22 protein-coding genes are annotated in these 25,652 nt (G+C 43.9%); 13 read left to right on the top strand and 9 right to left on the bottom strand.

Translation table 11 applies throughout. The annotated features are described in order from the left end of the window. Positions 1 to 13 precede the first annotated feature (13 nt). The 4 genes from R7Z10_RS19160 (at position 14) to xthA (ending at position 2,405) form a co-directional block, all read left to right on the top strand. Positions 14 to 799 carry a TSUP family transporter gene (locus R7Z10_RS19160; protein WP_213905359.1) on the top strand — a complete coding sequence of 262 codons (786 nt, stop codon included), beginning with the start codon at positions 14 to 16 and terminating at the stop codon, positions 797 to 799. After that, a complete protein-coding gene (locus tag R7Z10_RS19155) occupies positions 796 to 1,341 on the top strand; it encodes a primosomal replication protein (protein ID WP_005378431.1) in 546 nt (181 codons plus the stop codon). Before R7Z10_RS19160 ends, R7Z10_RS19155 begins: the two co-directional genes overlap by 4 nt. Further along, positions 1,341 to 1,505 (top strand): pleiotropic regulatory protein RsmS, encoded by a 165-nt coding sequence (gene rsmS / locus R7Z10_RS19150; protein WP_137281831.1) that lies wholly within the window; start codon positions 1,341 to 1,343, stop codon positions 1,503 to 1,505. Before R7Z10_RS19155 ends, rsmS begins: the two co-directional genes overlap by 1 nt. A 93-nt stretch (positions 1,506 to 1,598) precedes the next feature. After that, the gene (gene xthA, locus R7Z10_RS19145; protein WP_005378433.1) at positions 1,599 to 2,405 is read left to right on the top strand and encodes an exodeoxyribonuclease III; all 807 of its coding nucleotides are present in this window, start codon (positions 1,599 to 1,601) and stop codon (positions 2,403 to 2,405) included. Positions 2,406 to 2,498: 93 nt separating this feature from the next. Here xthA and R7Z10_RS19140 read toward each other — a convergent pair whose 3' ends face one another. From R7Z10_RS19140 to R7Z10_RS19115, 6 genes are all read right to left on the bottom strand, one after another. After that, positions 2,499 to 5,222, bottom strand: coding sequence for an ImpA family metalloprotease (locus R7Z10_RS19140; protein ID WP_318105660.1), 2,724 nt, complete (start codon positions 5,220 to 5,222; stop codon positions 2,499 to 2,501). Between the two features lie 154 nt (positions 5,223 to 5,376). Then, the gene (locus tag R7Z10_RS19135) at positions 5,377 to 6,054 is read right to left on the bottom strand and encodes an ABC transporter permease (RefSeq protein WP_005378435.1); all 678 of its coding nucleotides are present in this window, start codon (positions 6,052 to 6,054) and stop codon (positions 5,377 to 5,379) included. A 3-nt stretch (positions 6,055 to 6,057) separates the two neighbouring features. Continuing rightward, complete coding sequence (locus R7Z10_RS19130) at positions 6,058 to 6,798, bottom strand: ABC transporter permease (protein ID WP_005378436.1); 741 nt, start codon at positions 6,796 to 6,798, stop codon at positions 6,058 to 6,060. Between the two features lie 81 nt (positions 6,799 to 6,879). Further along, positions 6,880 to 7,650 carry an ABC transporter substrate-binding protein gene (locus R7Z10_RS19125; RefSeq protein WP_005378437.1) on the bottom strand — a complete coding sequence of 257 codons (771 nt, stop codon included), beginning with the start codon at positions 7,648 to 7,650 and terminating at the stop codon, positions 6,880 to 6,882. A gap of 83 nt (positions 7,651 to 7,733) precedes the next feature. Next, a complete protein-coding gene (locus tag R7Z10_RS19120; RefSeq protein ID WP_005378438.1) occupies positions 7,734 to 8,504 on the bottom strand; it encodes an ABC transporter ATP-binding protein in 771 nt (256 codons plus the stop codon). A 241-nt stretch (positions 8,505 to 8,745) separates the two neighbouring features. Continuing rightward, positions 8,746 to 10,209: a hypothetical protein gene (locus tag R7Z10_RS19115; protein ID WP_033905046.1), complete on the bottom strand. Its 1,464-nt coding sequence runs from the start codon at positions 10,207 to 10,209 to the stop codon at positions 8,746 to 8,748. A 453-nt stretch (positions 10,210 to 10,662) separates the two neighbouring features. Between R7Z10_RS19115 and R7Z10_RS19110 the strand changes: the two genes are divergently transcribed. The 9 genes from R7Z10_RS19110 to R7Z10_RS19070 all read left to right on the top strand — a co-directional run bounded on the left by R7Z10_RS19110 (position 10,663) and on the right by R7Z10_RS19070 (position 23,649). Further along, positions 10,663 to 12,210 (top strand): DUF3360 family protein, encoded by a 1,548-nt coding sequence (locus R7Z10_RS19110; protein ID WP_005378441.1) that lies wholly within the window; start codon positions 10,663 to 10,665, stop codon positions 12,208 to 12,210. A 303-nt stretch (positions 12,211 to 12,513) separates the two neighbouring features. Further along, entirely contained in the window at positions 12,514 to 14,790 is a 2,277-nt protein-coding gene (gene pflB / locus R7Z10_RS19105; RefSeq protein ID WP_005378442.1) for a formate C-acetyltransferase, read from the top strand. A 153-nt stretch (positions 14,791 to 14,943) separates the two neighbouring features. Further along, positions 14,944 to 15,921: a lipid A deacylase LpxR family protein gene (locus tag R7Z10_RS19100; RefSeq protein WP_005387855.1), complete on the top strand. Its 978-nt coding sequence runs from the start codon at positions 14,944 to 14,946 to the stop codon at positions 15,919 to 15,921. Between the two features lie 211 nt (positions 15,922 to 16,132). After that, a complete protein-coding gene (pflA, locus tag R7Z10_RS19095; protein ID WP_005378444.1) occupies positions 16,133 to 16,873 on the top strand; it encodes a pyruvate formate lyase 1-activating protein in 741 nt (246 codons plus the stop codon). A 154-nt stretch (positions 16,874 to 17,027) separates the two neighbouring features. Next, positions 17,028 to 17,693 carry an energy-coupling factor ABC transporter permease gene (locus R7Z10_RS19090; RefSeq protein ID WP_064353743.1) on the top strand — a complete coding sequence of 222 codons (666 nt, stop codon included), beginning with the start codon at positions 17,028 to 17,030 and terminating at the stop codon, positions 17,691 to 17,693. A gap of 136 nt (positions 17,694 to 17,829) precedes the next feature. Then, on the top strand, positions 17,830 to 18,330 hold the full coding sequence (locus R7Z10_RS19085; RefSeq protein ID WP_005378446.1) for a YfbU family protein: 501 nt from the start codon (positions 17,830 to 17,832) through the stop codon (positions 18,328 to 18,330). Positions 18,331 to 18,824: 494 nt separating this feature from the next. Then, positions 18,825 to 20,759, top strand: a complete 1,935-nt coding sequence (locus tag R7Z10_RS19080; RefSeq protein WP_005378447.1) for a PrkA family serine protein kinase — start codon at positions 18,825 to 18,827, stop codon at positions 20,757 to 20,759. 47 nt (positions 20,760 to 20,806) lie between these two features. Beyond that, on the top strand, positions 20,807 to 22,078 hold the full coding sequence (locus R7Z10_RS19075; protein ID WP_005378448.1) for a YeaH/YhbH family protein: 1,272 nt from the start codon (positions 20,807 to 20,809) through the stop codon (positions 22,076 to 22,078). Between the two features lie 11 nt (positions 22,079 to 22,089). Further along, positions 22,090 to 23,649: a SpoVR family protein gene (locus R7Z10_RS19070; RefSeq protein ID WP_005378449.1), complete on the top strand. Its 1,560-nt coding sequence runs from the start codon at positions 22,090 to 22,092 to the stop codon at positions 23,647 to 23,649. 79 nt (positions 23,650 to 23,728) lie between these two features. Here R7Z10_RS19070 and kdsB read toward each other — a convergent pair whose 3' ends face one another. Genes kdsB through lpxK form a run of 3 tightly spaced genes read right to left on the bottom strand, consistent with a single transcriptional unit; the run spans position 23,729 to position 25,651 of the window. Further along, positions 23,729 to 24,484: a 3-deoxy-manno-octulosonate cytidylyltransferase gene (gene kdsB / locus R7Z10_RS19065; protein WP_318105656.1), complete on the bottom strand. Its 756-nt coding sequence runs from the start codon at positions 24,482 to 24,484 to the stop codon at positions 23,729 to 23,731. Then, positions 24,484 to 24,663: a Trm112 family protein gene (locus R7Z10_RS19060; protein ID WP_005378451.1), complete on the bottom strand. Its 180-nt coding sequence runs from the start codon at positions 24,661 to 24,663 to the stop codon at positions 24,484 to 24,486. Before R7Z10_RS19060 ends, kdsB begins: the two co-directional genes overlap by 1 nt. Then, positions 24,644 to 25,651 carry a tetraacyldisaccharide 4'-kinase gene (gene lpxK / locus R7Z10_RS19055; RefSeq protein WP_047100862.1) on the bottom strand — a complete coding sequence of 336 codons (1,008 nt, stop codon included), beginning with the start codon at positions 25,649 to 25,651 and terminating at the stop codon, positions 24,644 to 24,646. The genes R7Z10_RS19060 and lpxK overlap by 20 nt, the downstream gene beginning before the upstream one ends. Position 25,652 lies beyond the last annotated feature (1 nt).

Genomic DNA, 25,652 nt, shown 5'->3' with positions numbered 1-25,652 from the left:
AGAATCACCATTTATGGAAATGATTGAGCCAACCATGCTGTTGGTGTTGGCGCTTGTCGCTTTTGTCGCAGGATTTATTGATGCAGTTGCCGGTGGTGGTGGCATGCTTACCGTACCTGCTCTACTTTCGCTAGGCTTGCCGCCTCATATTGCACTAGGCACCAATAAACTTGCCGCTACCTTTGCTTCTTCTACTGCAGCATTTACGTACTACAAAAAACGTCTATTCAAGCCTCAATGCTGGCGGCGTGCATTCGTGGCGACACTCGTCGGAGCGACATTAGGTACGCTATTTGTAGATGCGATTAGTACAGATTGGCTGGAAAAAGGATTGCCGCTTGTTATTTTGGCGGCAGCGTTGTATACCGTTTTTCATAAAACGCCCCACTCTGCTCATCAAAGTCCAATACCCGAGCCTTGCCCCAAACTTCATAAAAAACAGTACATACAAGGCTTATCAATCGGATTCTACGACGGACTCGCAGGGCCTGGAACTGGGGCTTTTTGGACAGTAAGTTCAATGGCGCTGTACCGGCTGAATATCTTGCTCGCCTCTGGCTTAGCAAAAGCAATGAACTTTACCAGTAACTTTACCTCTTTGATCACTTTTGCATTCCTCGGACATATCAACTGGGTGCTAGGCTTAACAATGGGAGTATGTTTAATGGCTGGTGCTTTTGTTGGCGCGCACTCCGCTATTAGATTTGGTTCTAAATTCATTCGTCCTGTATTTGTTACTGTCGTCAGCATACTAGCCATTAAATTGGCTTATGACGCATGGTTTGTAGTTTTGTCATGAACATTTCTCAACTCCAGGAAAATCTAGAACAAATGGCGAAGCAAGCCGCTGTTCTTGACCGTCAAAGAGGCGAACATCATGTTCCGCTTTTTGATGAGCGTTTATTTGGTTGCCGCTCTCGCTTACTTACTCCTTGCGTAAAAGAAGCAAAAGCCACGCTGGATGCGATTGTGCGTGAGCAAAATGAAGGTAAGCTCACCGCTTTGCGTGCTGAGTACCTCACTGAACGGTTAGTGGCGCAAATTGGTGCGATTCAACGCGAGATTTCTACCACTAAAATTCGTAAGAATGAAATCAAACATAGCAGCCATTTCCGTAAGCCTATCAACGTGCTTTATCAGGAGCTCGCTCAACATCAAGAGTGGGCAAGACGCTTGCGCGAGATGGTGTTAGAAAAAGAACGTGCTGTCGAAAGCGCTCCTAGTTTTATGCGTGCCGACGCTCAAAAAGTATTACTAGCAACCGAGCAACGTTTAGCGCGTTGTGAAGCAGCACTTCTTAAGCTAGAGAACCAAATTACACATAGGGAAAAACATCAATAATGGCTGACCAAACAACCTCGCCTTTAGATGACGCACCTGAAGAGATCAAACTGGCTGTCGATTTAATCTATTTGCTTGAGAGCAATGAGATAGATCCAGAAGTTGCGCTTAACGCTTTAAAGATCGTGCAAAACGACTTAGAAAACAAATTAAAAGCAAAGTAGCTCAGAGCGTTTCACTCCTTTCACCGAGACTCATTTTCAGTGCTCTTACACAATGATACTATTCATAAAAAGTACGCCCCAAAAGGATAAATAATGAAAGTAATCAGCTTTAACATCAATGGACTACGTGCGCGACTGCACCAACTCCAAGCGCTAATCGACAAACACCAACCTGATGTGATTGGTCTTCAGGAAATTAAAGTTCACGATGAAGCATTCCCGATTGAAGCTGTCGAAGCCATGGGCTACAAAGTGTATTTTCATGGTCAAAAAGCACATTACGGCGTAGCAATGCTTTGTAAGCAAGAGCCTCTACACGTACAAAAAGGGTTCCCGACGGATAACGAGGAACATCAAAAGCGCATGATCATGGCAACGTTTTTAAATGAAAACGGCGAAAAGGTCACTGTGCTAAACGGCTATTTCCCTCAAGGGGATAACATCAGCCACGAAACCAAATTCCCATACAAGCGCCAATTCTATAAAGATCTGATGACCTACCTAAACGATCATCACAATAACGACGAGCAATTGATTGTTATGGGTGACATCAACATCAGCCCTATTGATGCAGATATCGGTATCGGCGAGCCAAACCGTAAACGTTGGCTAAAAACAGGTAAATGTTCATTCCAACCTGAAGAGCGCGAATGGTTGAAAACCTTACTAGACTGGGGCTTTGTGGACACCTTCCGTAAGCTATACCCAGAGGTGAACGATCAATTTTCGTGGTTTGACTACCGCTCTCGCGGTTTTGATGATAACCGTGGCCTACGAATTGATGTCATTTTGGCAACCCCTTCTCTAGCGGAAAAGTGTATTGAATCTGGTATCGACTATGAGCTTCGTGGTATCGAGAAGCCTTCAGATCACGCACCAATCTGGTCGACATTTAAGTAATTTATTGCAAAGCTATAAGCGAGACTCAACGCTAAGCTTAGTCCAATAAAAAGGGAGACTCAGTCTCCCTTTTTCATACAAATTACTATTTAATCACTGATTCAGCGGCCAAACCGTTTGACCATCAATAGTTATCGGTGTTTGAGCAAATTCGTTCAGACAGTAGCCGGTATTGCTGCTTGCAAAGTAAGTGAGCGGCATCGGCGGTAGATTCAGCGCCACAACCTGCTGTTTCGCTTTTTCTGTGAACGAGAAGCCCCACATATCTAAATAGCTCGTCATGTCTCGCTGAGAGATGTAGCTCAGAGCAATAAGCAACCAGTCGTTGTTTGAGATGCTATTTGCTTCTTCCCGAGAGTAGTTGGCGAAACCAATGCTCAATCGTCTCTCATCCCAAAGCGCATCGTCCGATTTTAAGCGGTTAAACTCTCGTTCAATCAGGTGCAAGCGCGCCAATAAATGCCAACCATTTTTAAGCACACCTTCATGCTGCGCCGCCATCATCATTTGAATGTAAACACGAGCGCCCCAACTCCAACTGGTTTGATTTTGCGCAGCCATGTATGCGTTTGGATCCGCTTGAGTTCGGCTAACTTGCAATAATTCAAACTGGCCTTTGAAATCCAAGCTTTGGCAAGTTGAAACTTTCCCCGTATTCTGGAAGAAACGAGACTTACTGTAATACGAGTAGTAATTGGTCGTTGAATGCCCTTCCCAGCCTGCAAATCGGAATCGACCTTTTTCCAAGCCATGACCAAGCTCATGTAAATCACCGTGACCGAGTGGGCTGAATGACCAGTAAGCATCGTATGGGTTACCAGAACAGCCGTAACCACACGTCGCTTGGTCAGCGTTCATATGCTTCACCATATCAATATTGGCGATTTCCCAACCTTGATTTTGGGCGTATTGAATAATTTCAGGCACTTCATCTATGCCCGGCCCTTGGAAACCTGCCAGCACATGCGGGTAGTTGTGAACATATTCTTCTGTTGCAAGCGCCATTTCCGAAGTGGTAGACCACATTTCATCGTTGACAGATTCAAGCATTTTGTCACGTTTAGAGTGTACCTCAAATCCAGGCGTGATCAGTTCAGCCCAATCGAACAAATTCGCTTCAAGCTCCTGAATAAACGCATCGTTATCCTTTTCACTTCTCCATACAGGGTGTTGCGCTACATGGCTAAATGTTAGAGCTACTGGCACATCATTATTGTTAAAGTGAACCTGGATAGGCCCGCCATAAGGTGAAGTCAGCGTGATGGTTTCACCCGGCTTCACCTCATAGGCGAAAGAAGTCAGCATTTTTGGTCGCGTGTATCCATCTTTGCTGAACTCATGAGTTGCGCCACTTCTTAAACTGTTGATGACAATTTTAGTCGTCACTTCATTACTGTCATTGCGCGTGACCGTAAAGGTCTCCCCAGGAAGCGCATACACACCAGCAGAGCGGAAATTACGCTTTGATTCCATATTAATAGTTGCGCTGATTCTCTTTACTTCAGGGCTAAACTCACTACGGCTGAAGTTCCCCATATTTGGTTGTTTTGGGTTTACGCTTCGGCTGTTGTATTGCACGTAATCGGCAAAGTACGACTTTAGGAATTCGGTCGTTTGGGTTGACTGTTTGTCCATTGGGAAGACAACCGTTTGACGATAATGATCAGCCAGCAATACCATGAGTTTTTCGTATTGGTAGCCGTCTTGATTAAACAAATCTACTTTTTGTTCATCAAGCTTTTTCAACCGATGGCGAATACTGTTTGCCCCTGCATAAAATTGACTTTCCATATTCGCAGTGTCAGGACAAGATTTGTCCTCACACTGTGACAAGTCAACATTGAAGTTTTGAGATTCAAAACGAGACAACAGCGCTTGTTGCGTAGCAATAGAGTCTGGCACGAAGTTCATGAGTGATGAAGGCGCCCAATCAACCAAGCCTAACTTACGCCAATAGTTATCTCCCACATAATCAACATGGAATTTTTCCAAAATGTCTCGGCCAAGTTCAGTTAGTCCTCCATCCCAATGCAGGTATAGAACAGGAATTTGGGCTTGCTCAGCGTATGCCAGAGCATCGAGTACTTGTTGGTTGGTGTCGCCAGATTGCAGATGCTGTGACAAGATCAATAAGTTTGGAGTATTGGTTTGCAAGCAGCTAAGTAGCTTCGAACCATCGCATAGGTTGGCCTCGTTAAACGCCAACTCTTGTGAAACATTGTCTTTCAGCCAATTCCGAGTCGCTTGCTCATCCGGAAAGTAATAAGACTGGTCCATTTGCGCGATGACGACGTTTGAAGTAACTCCGCCCGACAACCAAGTGACCAGATTACTTAACCATTTCGTCATCGCTGCGTTGGAAGAGTCGGGAAAACGTTGTGCCGTTCTAAATGGGTTACTCCCTAATAGTGCGTAACGTTGACCATTAGACTTTTCCCCGGCAACGCCAATTGACATAGCTTGATCTTTGTAACCGCTTACCATGGCCTTATTGGTCATCAAGATGGTGTCGTTGAAGCCATACTGAGGTGCCAAGATCGCGGCATCATGGGTTGGATCCCAATAAAGACCTGAAAGGTTTTTCGCAATTGCAGATTTGATCGTATTCGACTGCATCTTGTGAGCTTCCACAACCTGACGACTTTCACGAATGAAATCGCTCGGGTCAGAAACGAGCAGTGCATTACCAGTTTCAAGAGCTTGTTGAACTGGAGCTGGCGTTGGTTTTACTTGAGCATTAGGTTGTGATTCTCCCTCTCCCCCACCACATCCTGTGGCTAAGGCGGCAATGCCCAACGATAGAATTGTTTTTTTCATTTTTACTTACTAAACAATGAGTTTACCGAATGTTAATGTAAGTTAATGAATAATAAGAAAGAGTCTTTTACATCGGCTGGAAAAATAGGAATGAAGATAACAAAATTATCAAAAGCAATAGCACCCATTCCGGTGCTATTGCCTCTATTGATAATTAGCTTAAAGGACGCAGATAAGCTAAGAAACGCTTCTCTGCCACTTTGAAACACCACAAGATCATAAACGTCAGTGCCATGTAGAACAGCCCCGCCGTCAGGAAAGACTCAAATGGTGCATAGTAGCGCGAGTTAACTAGACGCGCAGCACCAGTTAAATCCATGATGGTAACGATGCCCGCGACTGCACTTCCGTGCAGCATAAATATGACCTCGTTTGAATAAGCTGGTAATGCTCGACGCAATGCACTCGGCAAGATAATACGTCTGTATGTCATAAACTTACTCATGCCATACGCTTTCGCTGCTTCCACCTCACCTTTCGGCAAACCATTAATCGCACCACGAATAATTTCTGCGGTGTAAGCCGATGTATTAAGAATAAAAGCGACCAAAGCACAGAACCAAGCGTTCTCCCACAAGGTATCTTTCACAGGGAAAAACTGATCCATGCCGTAGTAAATCAAATACAGCTGAACCAATAGCGGCGTTCCACGGAAAAAGTAAATGAATCCCCAAGAAGGTAAGCTTAGAGCGTAATTGGTACTATTGCGTGCCACGGCTAATGGGATAGAGACACACAAGCCAATAACCAACGCTAATCCCACTAACCAAACTGTTGTCCAAAGTCCCTGAAGATAAGTTGGAAAGCTTTCAATAATCAAAGAAAAGTCCATAACTTACCTCGCATGAATACTGAACTTACGCTCAACAAGCTTGAGTAGCCCGGTCGAAACGCTGGTAAAAAATAGAAAGATGAGCGCGACAGCCATGTAAAAGGTGAACGGCATTTTGGTCGTACCTGCTGCCAATGAGCTCATTCTCACCATGTCATCCAGACCAATAATGGAAACTAACGCTGTGGTCTTAAGTAACACTAACCAGTTATTACCAAATCCAGGTAATGCATGACGAATCATCTGAGGCAGTAAGATTCTTCTAAACGATAAAGCAGAACTCATCCCATAAGCTTTCGCCGCTTCTAGCTCACCTTTGTCCACCGCCATGATCGCTCCGCGAAAAGTCTCCGCCATGTAGGCGCCAAAGATAAAACCAATCGTGAGTACACCAGCAATAAATGGGCTGACATCAATATAATCAGGTAAGTAAGACGTCCATTCATGGTTTGGATCACTCGAGGCAAACCACTCGTTGAGCGTTTCGTTGATGGAGTAAAGGCTGTTATTTAAAAGTATTTGTCCACCAAAGAAAATTAGCATCATTAGAACCAAATCTGGAATGCCGCGAATGACTGTGGTGTAAAGAGTGGCAATCGCCCTTGCCCATTTGTAAGGTGCTAACTTAGCTAATGCGCCAAGCATGCCTAAGACCATGGCGAGAATGAGTGAAAGCACTGCAACTTCTATTGTTACTAAAGCTCCTTTCAAAATCGAAGCTTCGTATCCTTGTAAATCTAGCATAGGTGAGTTCCTAATCCCTAAACTCAAAAAATCGACCGTTGACTACTTCTAGGAACAAGCCAACGGTCGCTTAATTACGGTTTATTCACCGTACACATCGTAGTTAAAGTATTTACCAGCAATTTCTTGGTAAACACCTTTCTCACGTAGTGAAATAATTGCTGCGTCGAGTTTCTTCGTTAGATCTTTGTCTTGTTTACGAACAGCGATACCCATACCTTCGCCAAACCATTTTGGATCGGTTAACGATGGTCCAACAAACTCATAAGCTTCGCCACCTGCTTTGTTGATCACACCCTCTTCTAGAGCAGAAGCATCACCTAAAACAGCAGCAATTCGACCATTTTCTAGATCAAGATACGCTTCATCAAAAGAGCCATAACGCACAATTTCAACATCATCGCCGTAGTTGTCAGTTAAGTACTTGTCATGTGTCGTCGCACGTTGCACGCCAATTTTGACATCTTTAAGATTATCAAAATCTAGACCCGCACCTTTCTTAGCGATAAATTTATTTGGAATTTGTGCGTACTTGCCAGTGAAATCGACTTTTTTCTTGCGCTCTTCAGTGATAGACATTGCTGCGATGATGGCATCGTACTTACGTGCAAGCAGAGAAGGAATAATACCATCCCAATCTTGAGCGACGATTTTGCACTTCACTTGCATCTCTTCACAGAGTGCATTTGCCATGTCTACGTCAAAGCCTTTTATTGAGCCATCAGTTTCTGTCCAGCTAAACGGAGGGTAAGCACCTTCGATACCAAAGCGAACTGTTTTCCATTCTTTCGCTTGGGCAACACCTGATACTGCCGTTGCAGCAATCGTTGCTGCTAATAACCACTTTTTCATTTCCATACTCCTGTGATTGCTATTTTATTTCGTTTTGTTTGTTGTGTTGGCTTAGGAGGCAATAGTCTGCCGCCTAACAAATATTAGTAAATGGATGAGATAAACTGCTGTAATCGTTCTGAATCCGGGTTTGTAAATAGCTTAGCTGGATTTCCCTGTTCTTCCACTAAGCCTTGATGTAAAAACATCACATGGTTTGATACGTCACGCGCAAACGCCATTTCGTGCGTGACCACCAGCATAGTTCGCCCTTCATCTGCCAAATCTCTCATTACCCCCAGAACTTCTCCTACAAGTTCTGGGTCAAGCGCAGAAGTTGGCTCGTCAAACAACATCACCTCTGGGTCAACTGCTAGCGCACGGGCAATAGCTGCACGTTGCTGCTGGCCGCCAGATAAGTGCCCAGGGTAATAATCCTTACGCTCATACAAGCCTACTTTCTTAAGCAAGACTTCTGCATTTTCAATCGCTTGAGCTTTTGGCACGCCTAAGACATGAACAGGCGCCTCAATCACGTTTTCTAGTACGGTTAGGTGAGACCAGAGGTTGAAACCTTGGAAAACCATTGCCAGGCGTGAGCGAATACGTTGGACTTGCTTTTCATTAGCAGGAACAGATTCACCTGCTCTGTTGTTCTTCATTTGGATTAATTCACCATTTACCCAAATTTCGCCCGCGGTAGGCGTTTCTAGCAAGTTGATACATCTGAGAAAGGTACTCTTACCTGAGCCGGAAGAGCCAATGATGGAGATAACATCTCCTTTGTGCGCGGCAAGTGAAATGCCTTTTAAAACTTCATTTTGTCCAAATGTTTTGTGCAGGTCTTTTATATCTAGCGCTGGTACATCATTCATGCGCCCTACTCCCTGTGTTTTTGTCACTGCAATTAAGGGGCTCCGCCCTCTCTAATTTGGAACAAATTAGCACCGCCCTTTGAAACTTGCAACAAATTATTAACCTAAATAATTCGAATAGAAAGATACTATAGACAAATTAATATGCAATATATAGCAACATATTCTTCAAAAGTTGAATATTAAATATAAAAAAGCCCCTTTCAAAGGGGCTTTTTTAATTTACAAAAGTGTTAAGACGCTACTTAACCAATACCATAAAATCAGATTTCTGAGCATTCGTATTGACCTTCTCAGAATCAACTTCACTGATCACAAGACCATCGTGATCCACTTTAAGATCGGTCACATCACCATGAGAGAAAAGAGAAACAAAGTCATAGCTATTTAGGTTTGCTTCAGCAGACTCCACGACAATAGATTGTGAGAAATCACTTTTAGAAGAAACTTTCAAATCTTGCTTCACACTGTCATCGAATGTGTAGTAGAACAACTCCGGAACAACGACATCACTCTCTAAAGTTGTAAATATCTTGTGTGTTACTCGGTGTAGTGTTCCAGAGTTAGACTCTGCACGATATGCAAGGCGGCTAAAGCCTTTATCTTGGTCAGTGAAAGCAAAACCAGTATCAATAGTTGAGCCTCTCACCACATGCGACGCAGGCAGAGCATTTAGGTTGTAGTAAGCGCTTGGATCAATTGAGATATCCCAATTTGCGTCCTGATACATCTTTTGGTTCAGCACTACCGTCCAACCATTGATAGGTTTTTCAGCTGCAACACTGTAAGTCCAAGTTTCCGTTTTTGGCTCAAGCGGGTGGTAGAACTTCGTCGTTGACATAGGTAGCTCTGCAACTTCGTAGTTGTAATCACCAACAAGTACACTGATGTCTAAAGTGTCATATTTAAAAAGTGTTGGGTTCAAGATTGGAGAAGAGCCATTCATGCCAACCAACGGCAATGGTGATTCACTCGACCAATCGCGAATACCATACTGGTGCAGTTCTGTTTTCGCTGCGTCTGCATATTGTAGCACGACTGTCGACTCCATCTTCGAACCAATTGCTCTTACATCCAAAGAATCAATAGAATAGGTAGGCTTAGACTCTTTCGCAATTTTAGATATGAAGTTGTACTCTAAGCCACCAGCCTCCGTTGCTTCATATTTAAGGTCAGTTCGGGTAGCCTTACGGAAGTTGCCATTTTTATTGCAAGCAGACACCGCCTCTCGATTCATTGAGAACGTTGAGTTTCTAAGGTTATTGTCCTTTAAAAAATCTCGACCGAAGCTGTTTGCCGTAAATACTGTTCCAGAAGCATCAAGCAACTGATAAGTAAAATAGCCGTCCTCAGGAATGTCTTCTAGAACAAATTTCAAAGTAGTGCCTGATGGGTAGATAAAGTCGCCTTGACGGACACCATTCTTGTCTGAATAGAAACCGACGACCTTACCTCCTGTTAGCTGTGCACTTACGGCTGGTTGATAGGTCAATACCTGCTCGATGCCGTTGCCATCTACTCTTCGGTCGTAAATAGTACAGCTGTCTTTTTGTGCATTTGTTTCACTAATGACATTTGGAGCTGCAAAAGTAAAAGTGAATGTAGTTCTTGGTGTGGAACCACCGCCACCGCCGCCACCGCCGCCGCAACCGACCATTAACCCTGAGATGATTGCCACTAGTGGCAGTACTTTAAGCTGTTTCATGTCTTTTTCCTAAACTGAGCGGCAATGATTAGCCAAAAAATTGTCTTTGCTCTGTCCAAAGCAAGAATAAAGCCAGCTTTATATAATTATCGTGAATATTGACATTTAGTCTGCATCTCGTGCAAAAGAACATAAAGTTCTAATTTTATGCAACTTGTGTAATGAAATTACACAAGATCTCCGCATCTCATTCGCATGCCAGAAACTTTCTGTAGTTTTATTTCACAACCATTCTTAAAGTGATCTAAATCAATCACCCTAAATGGCTATCTTGCTAGACTCCTGCCAAAAGATGAGGCTTTTTTTGTGCCTCAACACAATAAGTTATTAGCTATGCTTAGGCACAGTGTCGACGTGTAACAAATCTAACAATAGCTAGCATAAGCGTGCCGCAGGATGCGGATTAACACAATTGAATGAAGAATTCATAACTTTTAAATATATGAGGAATCTATGTCAGACGCAGTTAACAAAACGCACTCTGATTCAGATATCGAGACCAAGAGCTACCGTGAGCTTCATCGTCCAGCATCTGAGTTCGCAAGCCGTTCAGACTACCTAGACCACGAACTACAAATCATGAAGCCACGTCGTTTTGGCTTGAACTTGCCAGGTCGTGACTTCCGCTTTGAGCTTGAAGACCTTGTTCCAGCACTTGCTGGTACTATCGGTATTATCGCAATGTACTCTGCGGTAATGATGTCTTGGGCTGAAGGTCTTACTGCAGCATGGGACCACGTAAACTTAGGCAAGGACTTTGCTATCGAAGTTGCGCGTGTAGAAATGCTCATCCCTGCACTTCTTTTCTGTGTACTTGCCTCTGGTTTTATTAACCCTAAAGCCAACCTAGCAGGCAACCACGGCCCAATGATCCCTCTTATTGGTACCATCGCTCTTGCTGGTGCTCACCCTCTTGCATTAGCAATTCTCATTGGTGTGTTTGGTTTGATTTTGAGCCTCTTAAAAGGTGGGTCAAAACTGGTTAACCTCACCTCTGAAGGTACGGCTGGTGGCCTTCTTATTTTCCTAGGTTTAACCGGAACCATGAGCCAAATTAACTCTATTCAAGCTTGGGCTGTTGGTTTGCAATCCGATACGGTTGCCGCTGGTAGCATGGGTTACATCGGTCTGATTGTTCTTGCGGTTACCATTGGCTTATACGCGTTCCTTGCTAAAGTGAACAAACGCTGGCTAGCGATCCCTGTTTGTGCCTTCACTGGGCTTGCAATCGCACTGGCTCTTGGCGCAGGCTTCGATATTAAATTCGTAACCGAGACAGGCCTTCCAAACCTAAATCCAATCTACTGGTGGGGTTCAACAGAAGAAGGTTGGATGCTTGGTCTTCCTAATATGGAACACTTCATCGCTTCACTACCATTCGCCATTCTTGCGGTAGCAATGTGGTCACCTGACTTCTTGGGTCACCGTATCTTCCAAGAGATGAACTACCCACGTAAGAGTGAGAAAGTGCTGATGGACGTTGATGACACAATGACAATGTGTTCCGTTCGCCAAATGGTCGGTACTGCAGTGGGTGGTGGTAACATCACATCATCTTGGGGGACTTACATGATCCCTGCTGCAATCGCGAAACGCCCTATTCCTGCTGGTGCCATCTTACTAGGCTCTCTATGTATTATTGTTGCAATCCTTGGTTTTCCTATGGACGTTGCAGTATGGCCTCCAGTTATGCGCGTTGCTCTTCTCGTTGGTGTATCTCTACCACTGCTTGAAGCTGGCATGCAGATGGTGAAGGACTCGAAAGACTCACAAGCAGCAGGTATCTGTATCTTTGGTTCTGCCGTTGTTAACCCAGTTCTAGCTTGGGCACTAACTATGCTTTTAGATAACAACGGTTTAATTGGAGATAAAGAGCGCGCGTCTCGCCTATCATTTGTAGACAAGATTGTGATCCCAGTAAGCGTACTTGTTATCTGTTTAGTTGCTATGCTTGCAGTTGGTATGCTTGAAGGCCAGTATGGCATCCAAGCTTGGCTATAAGCTAGCAGTCTAGAAATTTGTGGGTAGCGCTCGTCGCTACCCCATTTTTATCGAGATTTTTGAGGATTTATTGATTTAGTTTAAGGTTTGCAAAAAAATTTTAGTTTAACCTCTAACTGTTGCTTAAAAAGAGAAACGTTAAAACTAGTGACAATATTTATAGTTTTGTAAATCGAATACGTAAATTTAAGACTATAAATATTGTTATTCATAAGAGTGTACTGTTCCCCTCTTTTATCTGGGGATAGCTGGCTCAACGGCGAAGCAGTACGTATTTTTTTCTACTAAAAAGGTAGGTATGTCATGGCAGAGCAATTTGCTAAAGCTTGGGAAGGTTTTGCTGCAGGCGACTGGCAAAACGAAGTAAACGTTCGTGATTTCATTCAGAAGAACTACACTCCGTACGAAGGCGACGAATCTTTCCTAGTTTCTGAAGGTACTGAAGCGACTAACAAGCTTTGGGCTAAGGTAATGGAAGGCATCAAACAAGAGAACGCGACTCACGCTCCTGTTGATTTTGATACTTCAGTTATCTCTACCATCACTGCTCACGATGCAGGCTACATCGAAAAAGACCTAGAAACTATCGTAGGTCTTCAAACTGACGCTCCTCTAAAACGTGCGATCATCCCTAACGGTGGTATCCGCATGGTTGAAGGTTCATGCAAAGCCTACGACCGCGAGCTAGACCCACAAGTTAAAAAAATCTACACAGAATACCGTAAAACTCACAACCAAGGCGTTTTCGATATCTACACTCCTCAAATCATGGCGTGTCGTAAATCTGGCGTACTGACTGGTCTTCCAGATGCATACGGTCGTGGTCGTATCATCGGTGACTACCGTCGTGTTGCTCTATACGGTATTGACTTCCTAATGAAGGATAAATTCGCGCAGTTCTCTTCTCTACAAGAGCGTTTTGAGAACGGCGAAGACCTACAAATGACAATGCAGCTTCGTGAAGAGATCGCAGAGCAACACCGTGCTCTAGGTCAAATCAAAGAAATGGCTGCAAAATACGGTTGTGATATTTCTCGTCCTGCTGAAACTGCGCAAGAAGCTATTCAGTGGACTTACTTCGGTTACCTAGCTGCTGTTAAATCTCAAAACGGTGCGGCTATGTCTCTAGGTCGTACTTCTACGTTCCTAGACATCTTCATCGAACGTGATATCGCGGCTGGTAAGCTAACTGAAGAACAAGCTCAGGAAATGATCGACCACTTCGTAATGAAACTACGTATGGTTCGTTTCCTACGTACTCCTGAGTACGATGATCTATTCTCTGGCGACCCTATCTGGGCAACTGAGTCTATGGGTGGTATGGGTCTTGACGGTCGTACGCTAGTTACTCGTACAAACTTCCGTTTCCTAAACTCACTATACACTATGGGTCCTTCTCCAGAGCCAAACATCACTGTTCTTTGGTCTGAGCAACTACCTGAAGGCTTCAAGAAGTTCTGTGCGAAAGTATCTATCGATACTTCTTCTATTCAGTACGAAAATGACGACCTAATGCGTCCAGACATGAACTCTGACGACTACGCGATCGCATGTTGTGTATCTCCAATGGTTGTTGGTAAGCAAATGCAGTTCTTCGGTGCTCGTGCGAACCTTGCGAAAACAATGCTTTACACCATCAACGGTGGTGTGGATGAGAAGCTAAAAATCCAAGTTGGCCCGCAAATGCCTAAGATCGAAGGCGATGTTCTTAACTACGATGAACTGTGGGAGAAAATGGACCACTTCATGGATTGGCTAGCGAAACAATATGTGACTGCACTAAACGCTATCCACTTCATGCACGATAAGTACAGCTACGAAGCGGCACTAATGGCTCTACACGACCGTGACGTTAAACGTACTATGGCTTGTGGTATTGCTGGTCTATCTGTTGCGGCTGACTCACTATCTGCAATTAAATACGCAAAAGTTAAGCCAATTCGTGACGAAGACGGTCTAGCAATCGACTTCGAAATCGAAGGCGATTACCCTAAATTCGGTAACAACGACCCACGCGTTGATGACATTGCATGTGAACTTGTTTCTGTATTTATGGGCAAAATCCGTAAGCTTAAGACTTACCGTGATGCAATCCCTACTCAGTCAATTCTTACTATCACTTCAAACGTGGTTTACGGTAAGAAAACTGGTAACACGCCTGACGGTCGTCGTGCTGGTGCTCCATTTGCTCCAGGTGCAAACCCAATGCACGGTCGTGACGAGAAAGGTGCTGTAGCATCACTAACTTCAGTTGCTAAACTGCCGTTTGCTGACGCACAAGATGGTATCTCTTACACATTCTCTATCGTACCTAACGCACTAGGTAAAGATGAGGGTTCACAACGCGCTAACCTTGCTGGTCTTATGGATGGTTACTTCCACCACGAAGCGGGTATCGAAGGTGGTCAACACCTAAACGTGAACGTTCTTAACCGTGAAACTCTAGAAGACGCAGTTAAGCACCCAGAGAAATACCCTCAGCTAACAATCCGTGTATCTGGTTACGCTGTTCGCTTCAACTCTCTAACTGCAGAGCAACAAGCTGACGTAATCGCGCGTACATTCACTGAGTCTCTATAAGACTATAGCGAAATAACGTTCTAGTAATACAACAAAGGCTGATGCTAAGTAGCATCAGCCTTTTTTTATTTCTTGAATGAAAGTTGTGATATCGCGAAAGACTTTTGCCCGCATTCTTACGTATGATGCGAAAAAAGTTAGCAAATAAAGTCTATGAGATTTAGTAAATTAATTATTCTTACCCTTCTTTCTCCAGTTGCAATAGCATCCACTAAGTCTACGGTTTCTTTTACCATCGACAACGATGGTATTTTTGGCGTCGATCAAGACTATACGAATGGTGTTTTCCTTTCTTACGCGACAGACCAACTGACACAAGAAAGCCAATGGAAATGGCTGAGTCTAGCTAACTCAGAGCACGCCAATATCGATAAAATAGAGTTGGTTCTTGGCCACAAGATGTGGACTCCAAGCGACATTGAAGCCGATTATCCACTAATCAATGATCGCCCATATGCCGGTTACCTACACACCGAAATCAACTACCTTTCCCTAACGAGTGACAAAGCTGTACGGTACAATTTCACCATAGGAGCTACGGGTGAAAGTTCGCTATCAGAAAAGGCGCAAGAAATCGTTCACGGCATAACAGGATCGACGGACCCTCAAGGTTGGGATTACCAGATTGAAGATAAAGTTGCGTTCAGCCTTGGTTACCGCGTATTTAACAAATTGATGCGCAGCGAAGAACAAAAAACACAATGGGAGATCACCAACATTAACGACATCAATGCGGGTAACTTCCGTAGTGATGTCTCTCAAGGCGTCATGTTTCGTTGGGGTACAAACCTAGCGAATAGCATCGGAGCAGCCAATATCAGTGTCGAAAGCCCTTTCTCAGCAAGTATGATCGCTCAGAACACGTCGAGTTGGTTCTTGTTCACCGGGTTTGAAGGTCGTTACCGCTTTAATGACATGACTATCGAAGGAGATCGTCCTGGCATTCCTGAACCGTCAGCGCCATACGACGTCACACTGCAAAATTGGCAAGCAAGTGCCGTCGCGGGGGTATCTTGGTACAACCAAAATTACGGTGCAAGCATCACCTTTACGATTAAAACACCGGATTATGAAGAAGCCCAAACCGATGTTTATGGGACAGGCTCGTTCTCCGTGTTTGCCTTTTTCTAAAAACTGGATTATCCCAGTATCGAAGCCAATCTAGATACACGGCAAGTTCTCGGGGTAGGTATTAACCACCTCGTGTTCAAGCGTTTATGTAGATTGGCTCCATCTATTTTCTTTCTTCAAATAACCTTGCCTTTAGTACCGACAAAGCTGTTTTAACCCTGCTTTTTGTAATAAAATAACAGCTAGAATTTACTAGTAATGAGAGCAAAAGATGTCAACAGCTGGTCGTATTCACTCATTTGAGTCATGTGGTACCGTAGACGGACCTGGTATTCGATTTATCGTCTTCTTGCAAGGTTGTTTAATGCGCTGTAAGTATTGCCATAACCGCGATACTTGGGACACGCATGATGGCAAAGAAGTCACGGTTGAAGAAATCATTTCCGAAGCGAAAAGTTACCGCCACTTCATGAATGCATCAGGTGGTGGCGTTACTTGTTCTGGCGGCGAAGCGATGCTTCAACCGGAATTCGTACGTGATTTTTTCCGCGCTGCTAAAGCCGAAGGCATTCATACATGTCTAGATACTAACGGTTATGTTCGTAAGCACACTGATGTTATCGATGAAGTACTGGATGCAACAGACTTAGTCATGCTTGACATCAAACACATGAAAGACGAAGTGCACCAAGATCTCATCGGTGTATCCAACCGACGCACATTGGACTTTGCTCGTTACTTGCAAAAAATCGGAAAGAAAACATGGATTCGCTATGTCGTCGTGCCTGGTTACACAGATGACCCAGAAGCAGCACACATGCTTGGTGAATTTATTAAAGACATGGATAACATCGAAAAGGTCGAGTTACTTCCTTACCACAAATTAGGGGCTCATAAGTGGGAAGCGTTAGGCTTAGAATACCCACTCGAAGGCGTAAACCCGCCACCGAAAGAAACCATGGATGAAATTCAATCCATTCTTGCTCAATACAACGATAACGTAAAATACTAAGTGAACCGCAAGACTAACCTCTTTAAAATACCAGCTTATTGCTGGTATTTTTTTGATTATATCTAAGCCTTATCAGTGAGTTTCTCTGCGGTCATTTAGGTATAAAAAGAACGATAGAAATGATTGCGTCATGTTCGCATAGGAAGGAAGTAACATGGATTTGTTTAACTTAGGCTCTCTTGTTGTCTCAATTTGGATAGTAGCTGTCTACTGCCTACCAGATTGGAAAAAAGTCGTTTGGCTCAAACTGGAAAAAGAAAAAGGATTTCAGCACCTCGTTTTTGCAACGCTCTTCTTTTTCAGTATTTTATGGGCCGCTCAAGCAGGTGTAAAAGAAGGATTACAGATTCATTTTCTTGCACTAACAACGCTGACGATGATGTATGGTTGGCGCATGGCATTTCTACTCAGCATTCCCGCTATGTTGGTCAACCACCTACTACATGATGTGTCCTTGCTACTCTTACCCACGTCGTTAGTTCTATCTGCCCTAATTCCGATTTTCATTAGTTACTTAGTGTTTCTTCTGAGTTACCACTACTTACCACGAAACATTTTTGTTTTCATCTTCGTTGCTGGATTTTTCAATGGCGCGATAACAGGAAGTCTGCACCTCATCATTAACTCTTTTTATCACCTATCAGTTGGTCACTACGATTGGGAAACCATTCAACATAACTACTTTGTTTTTGTGCCGTTGCTCGCCTTTCCTGAAGGTCTACTAAATGGTATGGCACTGGCGGTTTTAACCGTATTCAAGCCAGAGTGGCTGAGAGTATTTTCAGACCGAGACTACATATACAATCATTACCATAAATAAGTGTTTTGAAACTGGTCAAAAGTGACAGTTCTTGCCATTTTTTAGTATTAAATATGTGTTGAGATCATGTTTCACTCATGTCTTAAGCGTTAACCTAAGCACATTAAAAATGTATTAGATATCTAGTGAGGTCACCATGGAAATGTCAAACGCTCAACGTTTGATTCTATCAAACCAATACAACCTTATGTCTCAACTTGATCCAAGTAATGCGGCCAAATACAAACGCTTACAAACGATCGTTGAACGTGGTTATGAACTACAAATGCGAGAGTTGAACAAAGATTTCGGCTGCCTCTCAGAAGCAGAATGTCGTGAGATCATCGACGTTATGGAGATGTATCATGCGATGCAAGAATCTTACAACATGCTAGACGATGAAGATCGTAGCAACGTGGATCAACGTCGCTTGAAGTTCTTGGGATTTGATATCGCTTCAGAAGCGCAACAAGTACATTACGTACGTTTTCTCATCGATTCTGAAGGTTTGTACCCTCAGTTTGACAAGGCAGATCATCACTTTAACAGCCAAATGCCGATGCTAGATAAATACCGCCGTATGCTGCAAACTTGGCGTAACTGCCCTCGTCAGTATCATTTATGTGAAAACGAACTAGCGCAAATCTTCAGCGCATAAAAATGGTCGTCTAAGAATGAGGAGAGCGCCCGCTCTCCTTGTTATTTACCCTGTCACAAACTTATCTAAGACTTTGCTCTCTTCCTACCTCTTTCACTTACCTTGCTCAATGTAGAACAACGAATCACTGAGACTCTTCTGTCTTTGCCAAATATTTGATTTCTATTGCACCTATTCACGACATAAATTCGTCCTTAATAAAAGAGTGATTCAAATGTCACTTTTACAATAAATTCATAATTGTTAAGCAAAATTGCAAATCCCCGACTAGGCTTAAGTAGAGAAAGGCTGTGATTGAAAAATTCATATCCACCGCTCACCGTTGTAACGAAAAAACCGTCCATAAAGCAAAGTCTTTGGTGTCGCCAATCTTACATTCTGTACGAACCAAATGTGATAACAGGACGTATATTCAAACAACAACGAGCATAACTGTTGGTGGAAAGCCTGAATCAACGTTCGTCGGTAGACTGACTATTAAAGGGGAAAGCGACATGAGTATTTTCGACCACTATCAATCAAGATATGAAGCTGCAAAAGATGAAGAGATGTCGTTACAGGAGTTTTTAGCCCTGTGTAAAGATGACAAAAGCGCTTATGCTAATGCAGCAGAACGCCTACTGATGGCGATTGGTGAACCAGAGATAATCGATACGGCAAAGGATCCGAGACTAAGCCGAATCTTCTCGAATCGTGTTATCTCTCGTTATGAAACCTTTAAAGACTTTTATGGCATGGAAGATGCCATAGAACAAATTGTGTCTTACCTAAAACATGCGGCGCAAGGCCTAGAAGAGCGTAAGCAGATTCTTTACCTACTCGGCCCTGTAGGTGGTGGTAAGTCTTCGCTTGCAGAAAAGCTTAAGGCTCTGATGGAACAGATGCCTATTTATGTTCTTACTGCTAACGGCGAACGCAGCCCAGTGAATGACCATCCATTCTGCCTATTCAAAGCCACAGAAGATGGCGATATTTTGAAAAAAGAATATGGCATCGAGCACCGTTATCTTCGCTCGATCATGTCTCCTTGGGCCGCTAAACGTCTTCACGAGTTTGGTGGTGATATCACCAAATTTAAAGTAGTGAAAGTACGCCCTTCTATCCTTGACCAAATCGGTATTGCCAAAACTGAACCAGGCGATGAAAACAACCAAGATATCTCATCATTGGTTGGTAAAGTCGATATTCGTAAGCTTGAACACTATTCGCAAGACGATCCAGACGCTTACAGCTACTCCGGTGCGCTGTGTAAAGCAAACCAAGGTTTAATGGAATTCGTTGAGATGTTCAAAGCACCAATCAAAGTGCTTCACCCGCTGTTAACAGCAACGCAAGAAGGCAACTTCAACGGTACAGAAGGCCTTTCTGCGATTCCATTCGACGGTATGATTCTGGCTCACTCAAACGAATCTGAGTGGCAGACCTTCCGTAACAACAAGAACAATGAAGCGTTCTTGGACCGTGTTTATATTGTGAAGGTACCTTACTGTCTACGTGTTTCAGAAGAAGTCAAAATCTACCAAAAACTTCTTGAAAACAGTGAGTTGTCTCAAGCCCCTTGTTCACCAAGCACGCTCGAGACTCTGGCACAATTCAGTATTCTTTCTCGACTTAAAGAGCCTGAAAACTCGTCCATCTTCTCTAAGATGCGCGTATACGACGGTGAAACGCTGAAAGATACGGATCCAAAGGCAAAAAGCTATCAAGAGTATCGTGATTATGCTGGTGTCGATGAAGGCATGAACGGTCTCTCAACACGTTTTGCCTTTAAGATTTTGTCACGCGTATTTAACTTCGACCAAACCGAAGTGGCAGCCAACCCTGTACATCTATTCTATGTGATTGAACAACAGGTTGAGCGCGAACAGTTCCCTGCTGAAACAGCAGAGAAATATCTCGAGTTCTTGAAAGGCTACCTAGTACCTCGATACGTTGAATTTATCGGTAAAGAGATTCAGACCGCTTATCTTGAGTCTTACTCTGAATACGGCCAAAACATCTTCGACCGATATGTCACCTATGCAGACTTCTGGATTCAAGACCAAGAGTACCGAGATCCAGAAACTGGTCAGCTATTTGATCGCTCTTCACTGAATGCTGAGCTAGAGAAGATCGAAAAAACAGCTGGTATTTCTAACCCGAAAGATTTCCGAAACGAAATCGTTAACTTTGTGCTTCGTGCGAAAGCGAATAACAATGGTCAAAACCCGGTTTGGACCAGCTACGAAAAACTGCGCACAGTAATCGAGAAGAAAATGTTCTCCAATACCGAAGAGCTACTTCCGGTTATCTCATTTAATGCGAAAACCTCTTCTGAAGATCAGAAGAAGCACGACGACTTTGTCGCTCGCATGATGGAAAAAGGCTATACCGAGAAACAGGTTCGCCTACTTTCTGAGTGGTACCTACGAGTACGTAAGTCATCCTAACCCAGTATTGAGTTAGGTCGCTTGTGAAACATGAAGAGGGCTATTTCATGGCGCAATTTATAGACCGAAGGCTCAATGGCAAGAACAAGAGCGCTGTTAATCGACAGCGCTTCTTGAAGCGCCACAAAGAGCAAATAAAAGAGTCGGTAGCAGACGCAGTGAATCGACGCTCGATTACGAATACGGAAACGGGCGAAGACGTCTCTATCCCTCACAAAGACATCAATGAGCCTATATTTCATCAAGGCAAAGGTGGTGTTCGCGAACGAGTTCATCCCGGTAACGATCAATTCATTACTGGTGATAAAATTGAGCGTCCCAAAGGTGGCGGTCAAGGTAGCGGCTCTGGAGAAGGGAACGCCAGTCCAGATGGAGAAGGCCAAGACGAATTTGTATTCCAAATATCAAAAGATGAGTACCTCGATATTTTGTTCGAAGATCTCGAGCTGCCTAATCTAGAAAAAAACCAAATTGCCAAAATCACAGAATGGAAAACGCACCGTGCAGGCTTTCAAACTGCCGGTATCCCTTCCAATATCGCCGTAGTACGCTCTCTGCAACAATCTCTTGCGCGCCGTACTGCAATGACTGCTGGTAAGAAACGACTTCTCAAAGAGCTAGAAGACGAACTTGCTCGCATCAAAAATATTGAGCCTGCTCAGCAGTTTGAAGAGAACCGCTTGAAGGCTGAAATTGAAGAACTGCGCAAGAAAATCGAAAGCGTGCCGTTCATCGATACCTTCGACTTACGCTTCAAGAACTATGAGAAACGCCCTGTACCATCGAGCCAAGCGGTCATGTTCTGTCTAATGGACGTATCCGGTTCTATGGATCAGGCAACGAAAGACATCGCAAAACGCTTCTATGTTCTTTTGTACTTGTTCTTAACTCGTACCTACGAGAATGTCGAAGTCGTCTTTATCCGCCACCATACCCAAGCGAAGGAAGTGGACGAGCACGAATTTTTCTACTCACAAGAAACCGGGGGTACCATTGTATCTAGCGCGCTCAAGTTAATGGATGAAATAGTAAAAGAGCGATACCCGATTGGTCAGTGGAACATATATGCAGCTCAAGCATCCGACGGTGACAACTGGGCAGATGATTCGCCAAGATGCCGGGATCTGTTAGTGAACAAATTACTTCCAAACTGTCAGTACTACTCTTACATAGAGATCACGCGGCGCTCGCACCAAACTCTATGGCATGAGTACGAAAAACTCACTGAAGAGTTTCCTAATTTCGCAATGAAAAACATTCGCTCTGTGGAGGATATTTTCCCAGTCTTTCGTGAACTATTCCAAAAAGAAACGGCGTAAGGAGGCTAGCGATGAATACCGCAACGAGAAACCTCTCAGGAGAGGCGCCTAAGAAGCGTAACAGTAAAGTGTTGCCAGATGGACCAGATTGGACATTTGAGCTGTTAGAGCGATACCACAAAGAAATTAAGCGTGTCGCGGAGCATTATCGCCTAGACACTTACCCTAACCAAATAGAAGTGATTACTTCAGAACAGATGATGGATGCCTATTCAAGCATCGGCATGCCAATCAATTACAACCACTGGTCATTTGGTAAAAAATTCATTCAAACAGAGCAGAACTATAAACATGGTCAAATGGGGCTAGCCTACGAGATTGTGATTAACTCCGACCCTTGTATTGCTTATTTGATGGAAGAAAATACGGTAACAATGCAAGCGCTCGTGATAGCACACGCGTGTTACGGCCATAACTCTTTTTTCAAAGGTAATTACCTATTCCAAACGTGGACTGACGCCAGTTCTATTATCGACTATCTGCTGTTCGCCAAAAAGTACTTAGCCGAATGTGAAGAACGATATGGCGTAAAAGAAGTGGAAAAGCTGCTCGACTCTTGTCACGCGTTAATGAACTTTGGTGTAGACCGCTACAAGCGTCCAGAGAAAATCTCAATTACAGAGGAAAAAGCAAGACAAGAAGAACGCGAAGCATACCTACAATCTCAAGTTAATGAGCTTTGGCGCACGGTACCAACAGCCAAGACGAAAGAGGAAGACATTAAAGAGCGATTCCCAAGCGAGCCTCAGGAAAATTTGCTCTACTTCTTCGAAAAACATGCTCCGTTGTTAGAGCCATGGCAACGTGAAGTTGTTCGGATCGTCCGTAAGATCAGTCAGTATTTTTATCCGCAAAAACAAACGCAAGTCATGAATGAAGGCTGGGCAACGTTCTGGCACTACACCATACTCAACCATCTTTATGATGAGGGCTTGGTGTCTGAAAAGTTCATTCTAGAGTTCTTACATAGCCACACCAGTGTCGTGGCTCAGCCGCCTTATAACAGTCCTTACTTTAATGGCATTAACCCCTACGCGTTAGGCTTTGCCATGTTCCGAGATATTAAGCGTATCTGCGAAGAACCAACTGATGAGGACAAGGAGTGGTTTCCAGATTTAGCAGGAACCGACTGGTTAGATGCAGTGCATTTCGCGATGCATAATTTCAAAGATGAAAGCTTTATTAGCCAATACCTTTCTCCGAAACTAATGCGTGATTTCAAGCTGTTTGCGATCAACGATGATGACCATAAGAACTTTATTGAAGTCGCTGCTATACACGATGAGATGGGTTATAAACGCATTAGAGAAACCTTAGCCGCTCAGTATAACTTATCTAATCTTGAGCCAAACATTCAGGTGTTTAATGTCGATGTCCGTGGTGATCGATCGCTTACGTTGCAGTACGTTCCTCACAACCGCATCCCACTTGATGATAGTTACGAAGAAGTTCTAAAGCACGTGTACCGATTATGGGGCTTTGATGTCATTCTCCAAGAAGTGAAAGACACCGGTCACCGAGAGGTGTTAGCAACCTGCCCTAAACGGAACCAATACGACACTAACATTTAACTAATACCGCGATACAAGTAAAACAAAAAGGCTCCTAATTCAGGAGCCTTGTTTATTCTTAAATCTATATGAGCATTTGTTACGCTTGCTTTGCAACAATCGCGCGCACGGCTTCTAGATCTTCGGGCGTATCAACGCCTGCTGCTGGTGCTTCTTTCGCTACCGCCACATGAATTTTTTCACCGTACCAAAGCACTCGCAGTTGCTCAAGACACTCAATCTGCTCTAATGCACTTGGTGCCCAGTTGACATACGTATTAATGAAACCAGCTCGATAAGCATAAATACCAATATGACGCATTAATGGGTTGGCAATGGTTTTGTCTTGTTTAGCAAAGTTATCGCGATCCCAAGGGATGGTTGCTCGACTAAAGTACATCGCATAGCCTTGCTCATCTGCGACAACTTTAACAGCGTTCGGGTTGAACACTTCCTCTTCCGAGTCTATTTCTACAGCTAACGTCGCCATCGGGGCTTCACACCCTGATAAGTTATCAGCAACCTGACGAATGATGGACGGCGGAATCAAAGGCTCATCCCCTTGCACATTAACAATGATGTGGTCTGCCGGAATAGCCATCTTTTCAACAACTTCTGCAAGACGCTCCGTACCTGATTCGTGGTGGGGAGAGGTCATACAAACTTTACCACCGAATGACGAAACCGCTTTCGCAACACGCTCGTCATCAGTTGCAACGATGACATCTTCCGCACCCGCTTGTAGCGCTTGTTCATAAACCCACTGAACCATAGGCTTACCACCAATATCCGCTAGCGGTTTACCAGGCAAACGGCTCGATGCGTAGCGCGAAGGGATGACAACCGTAAAAGACATTAGCGTCCCTCATCCATGCTCATAGTGCGAGCTTCAGGCTCTAGCAGAACTGGAATACCCTCTTTGATCGGGTAAGCAAGGCGATCCAATTTGCAGATCAACTCTTGATTATCTTTATCGTACGTCAGCTTACCTTTGCAAACAGGGCAAGCTACAATCTCAAGTAGACGGTGATCCATAAGCCGCTTTAACCTCTTTTATTCTATTTAAAATTTGCTCTGCATCGTTTGATTCAAACTGGGCAGATACAGGCAGATACCACCAATTATCTTGCGCATAATGGCTGCACTTGACGGCATCTTTCTCGGTCATAACCACATTGGTCCCTTGTTGAGCCAATGCTTCTAATTCTTGTTGATCAAAGTCTTGATGGTCAGCAAAACCTTTTGTGACTTTAACATCTGCGTTCATCGAGTTTAGTGTATGAAAAAAACGCGGTGGATGCCCAATGCCCGCAAATGCGACGAGATCTTTCAACTCCGAGACATCCACATGTTGCTTAGTCTTAAGATTAATAGCTTTAGAGGGTGCTAAAGCCATTGCGATTTCGCCCGTATGAGCTTGACCGCCATTGGTGATGATAAAGTCGACTTCTTTAAGTCGCTCAATACCTTCACGTAAAGGACCTAATGGAATCAGGCTTTCATTCCCAAACCGGCGATTCCCATCCACAATCACTAACTCAATATCACGGCCTAACGCATAATGTTGTAATCCATCATCCGTAATTATGATATCCACATCCAAATCTAGCAGTGCTTTCACTGCATTTGAACGCACAGGATCTACCGCAACAGGTGCTCCTGTACGGCGATGAATCAACTTAGGTTCATCGCCACAATGCTTCGCTGGCGTATCTTCTTTTAGCACTAACGGATAGGCAGGAGCCTTTGCCCCATAACCACGAGAAACAACCCCCGGCTTAAAGCCCATTTGCTGTAGTTGCTCAACAAGCCACACAACAACTGGTGTTTTACCATTGCCACCAGCAGTGATATTGCCAACCACAACAACAGGTATAGGCGCATTATAAGCTTGCTTGCGGCCAGTTTGGTATTGCTTTCGCTTTGACTTGCTTATCGCTCCAAATAATAAACTCAGTGGCCACAAAAGCGGCCACAAGAGATATTTTATTGGATGGTTTTCAAACCAGATTTTTTCAATCACC

This window comes from Vibrio sp. Vb1018 (assembly GCF_033338775.1).
Lineage (GTDB): Bacteria > Pseudomonadota > Gammaproteobacteria > Enterobacterales > Vibrionaceae > Vibrio > Vibrio alginolyticus.
This window is presented reverse-complemented; position numbering and strand designations above follow the sequence as displayed.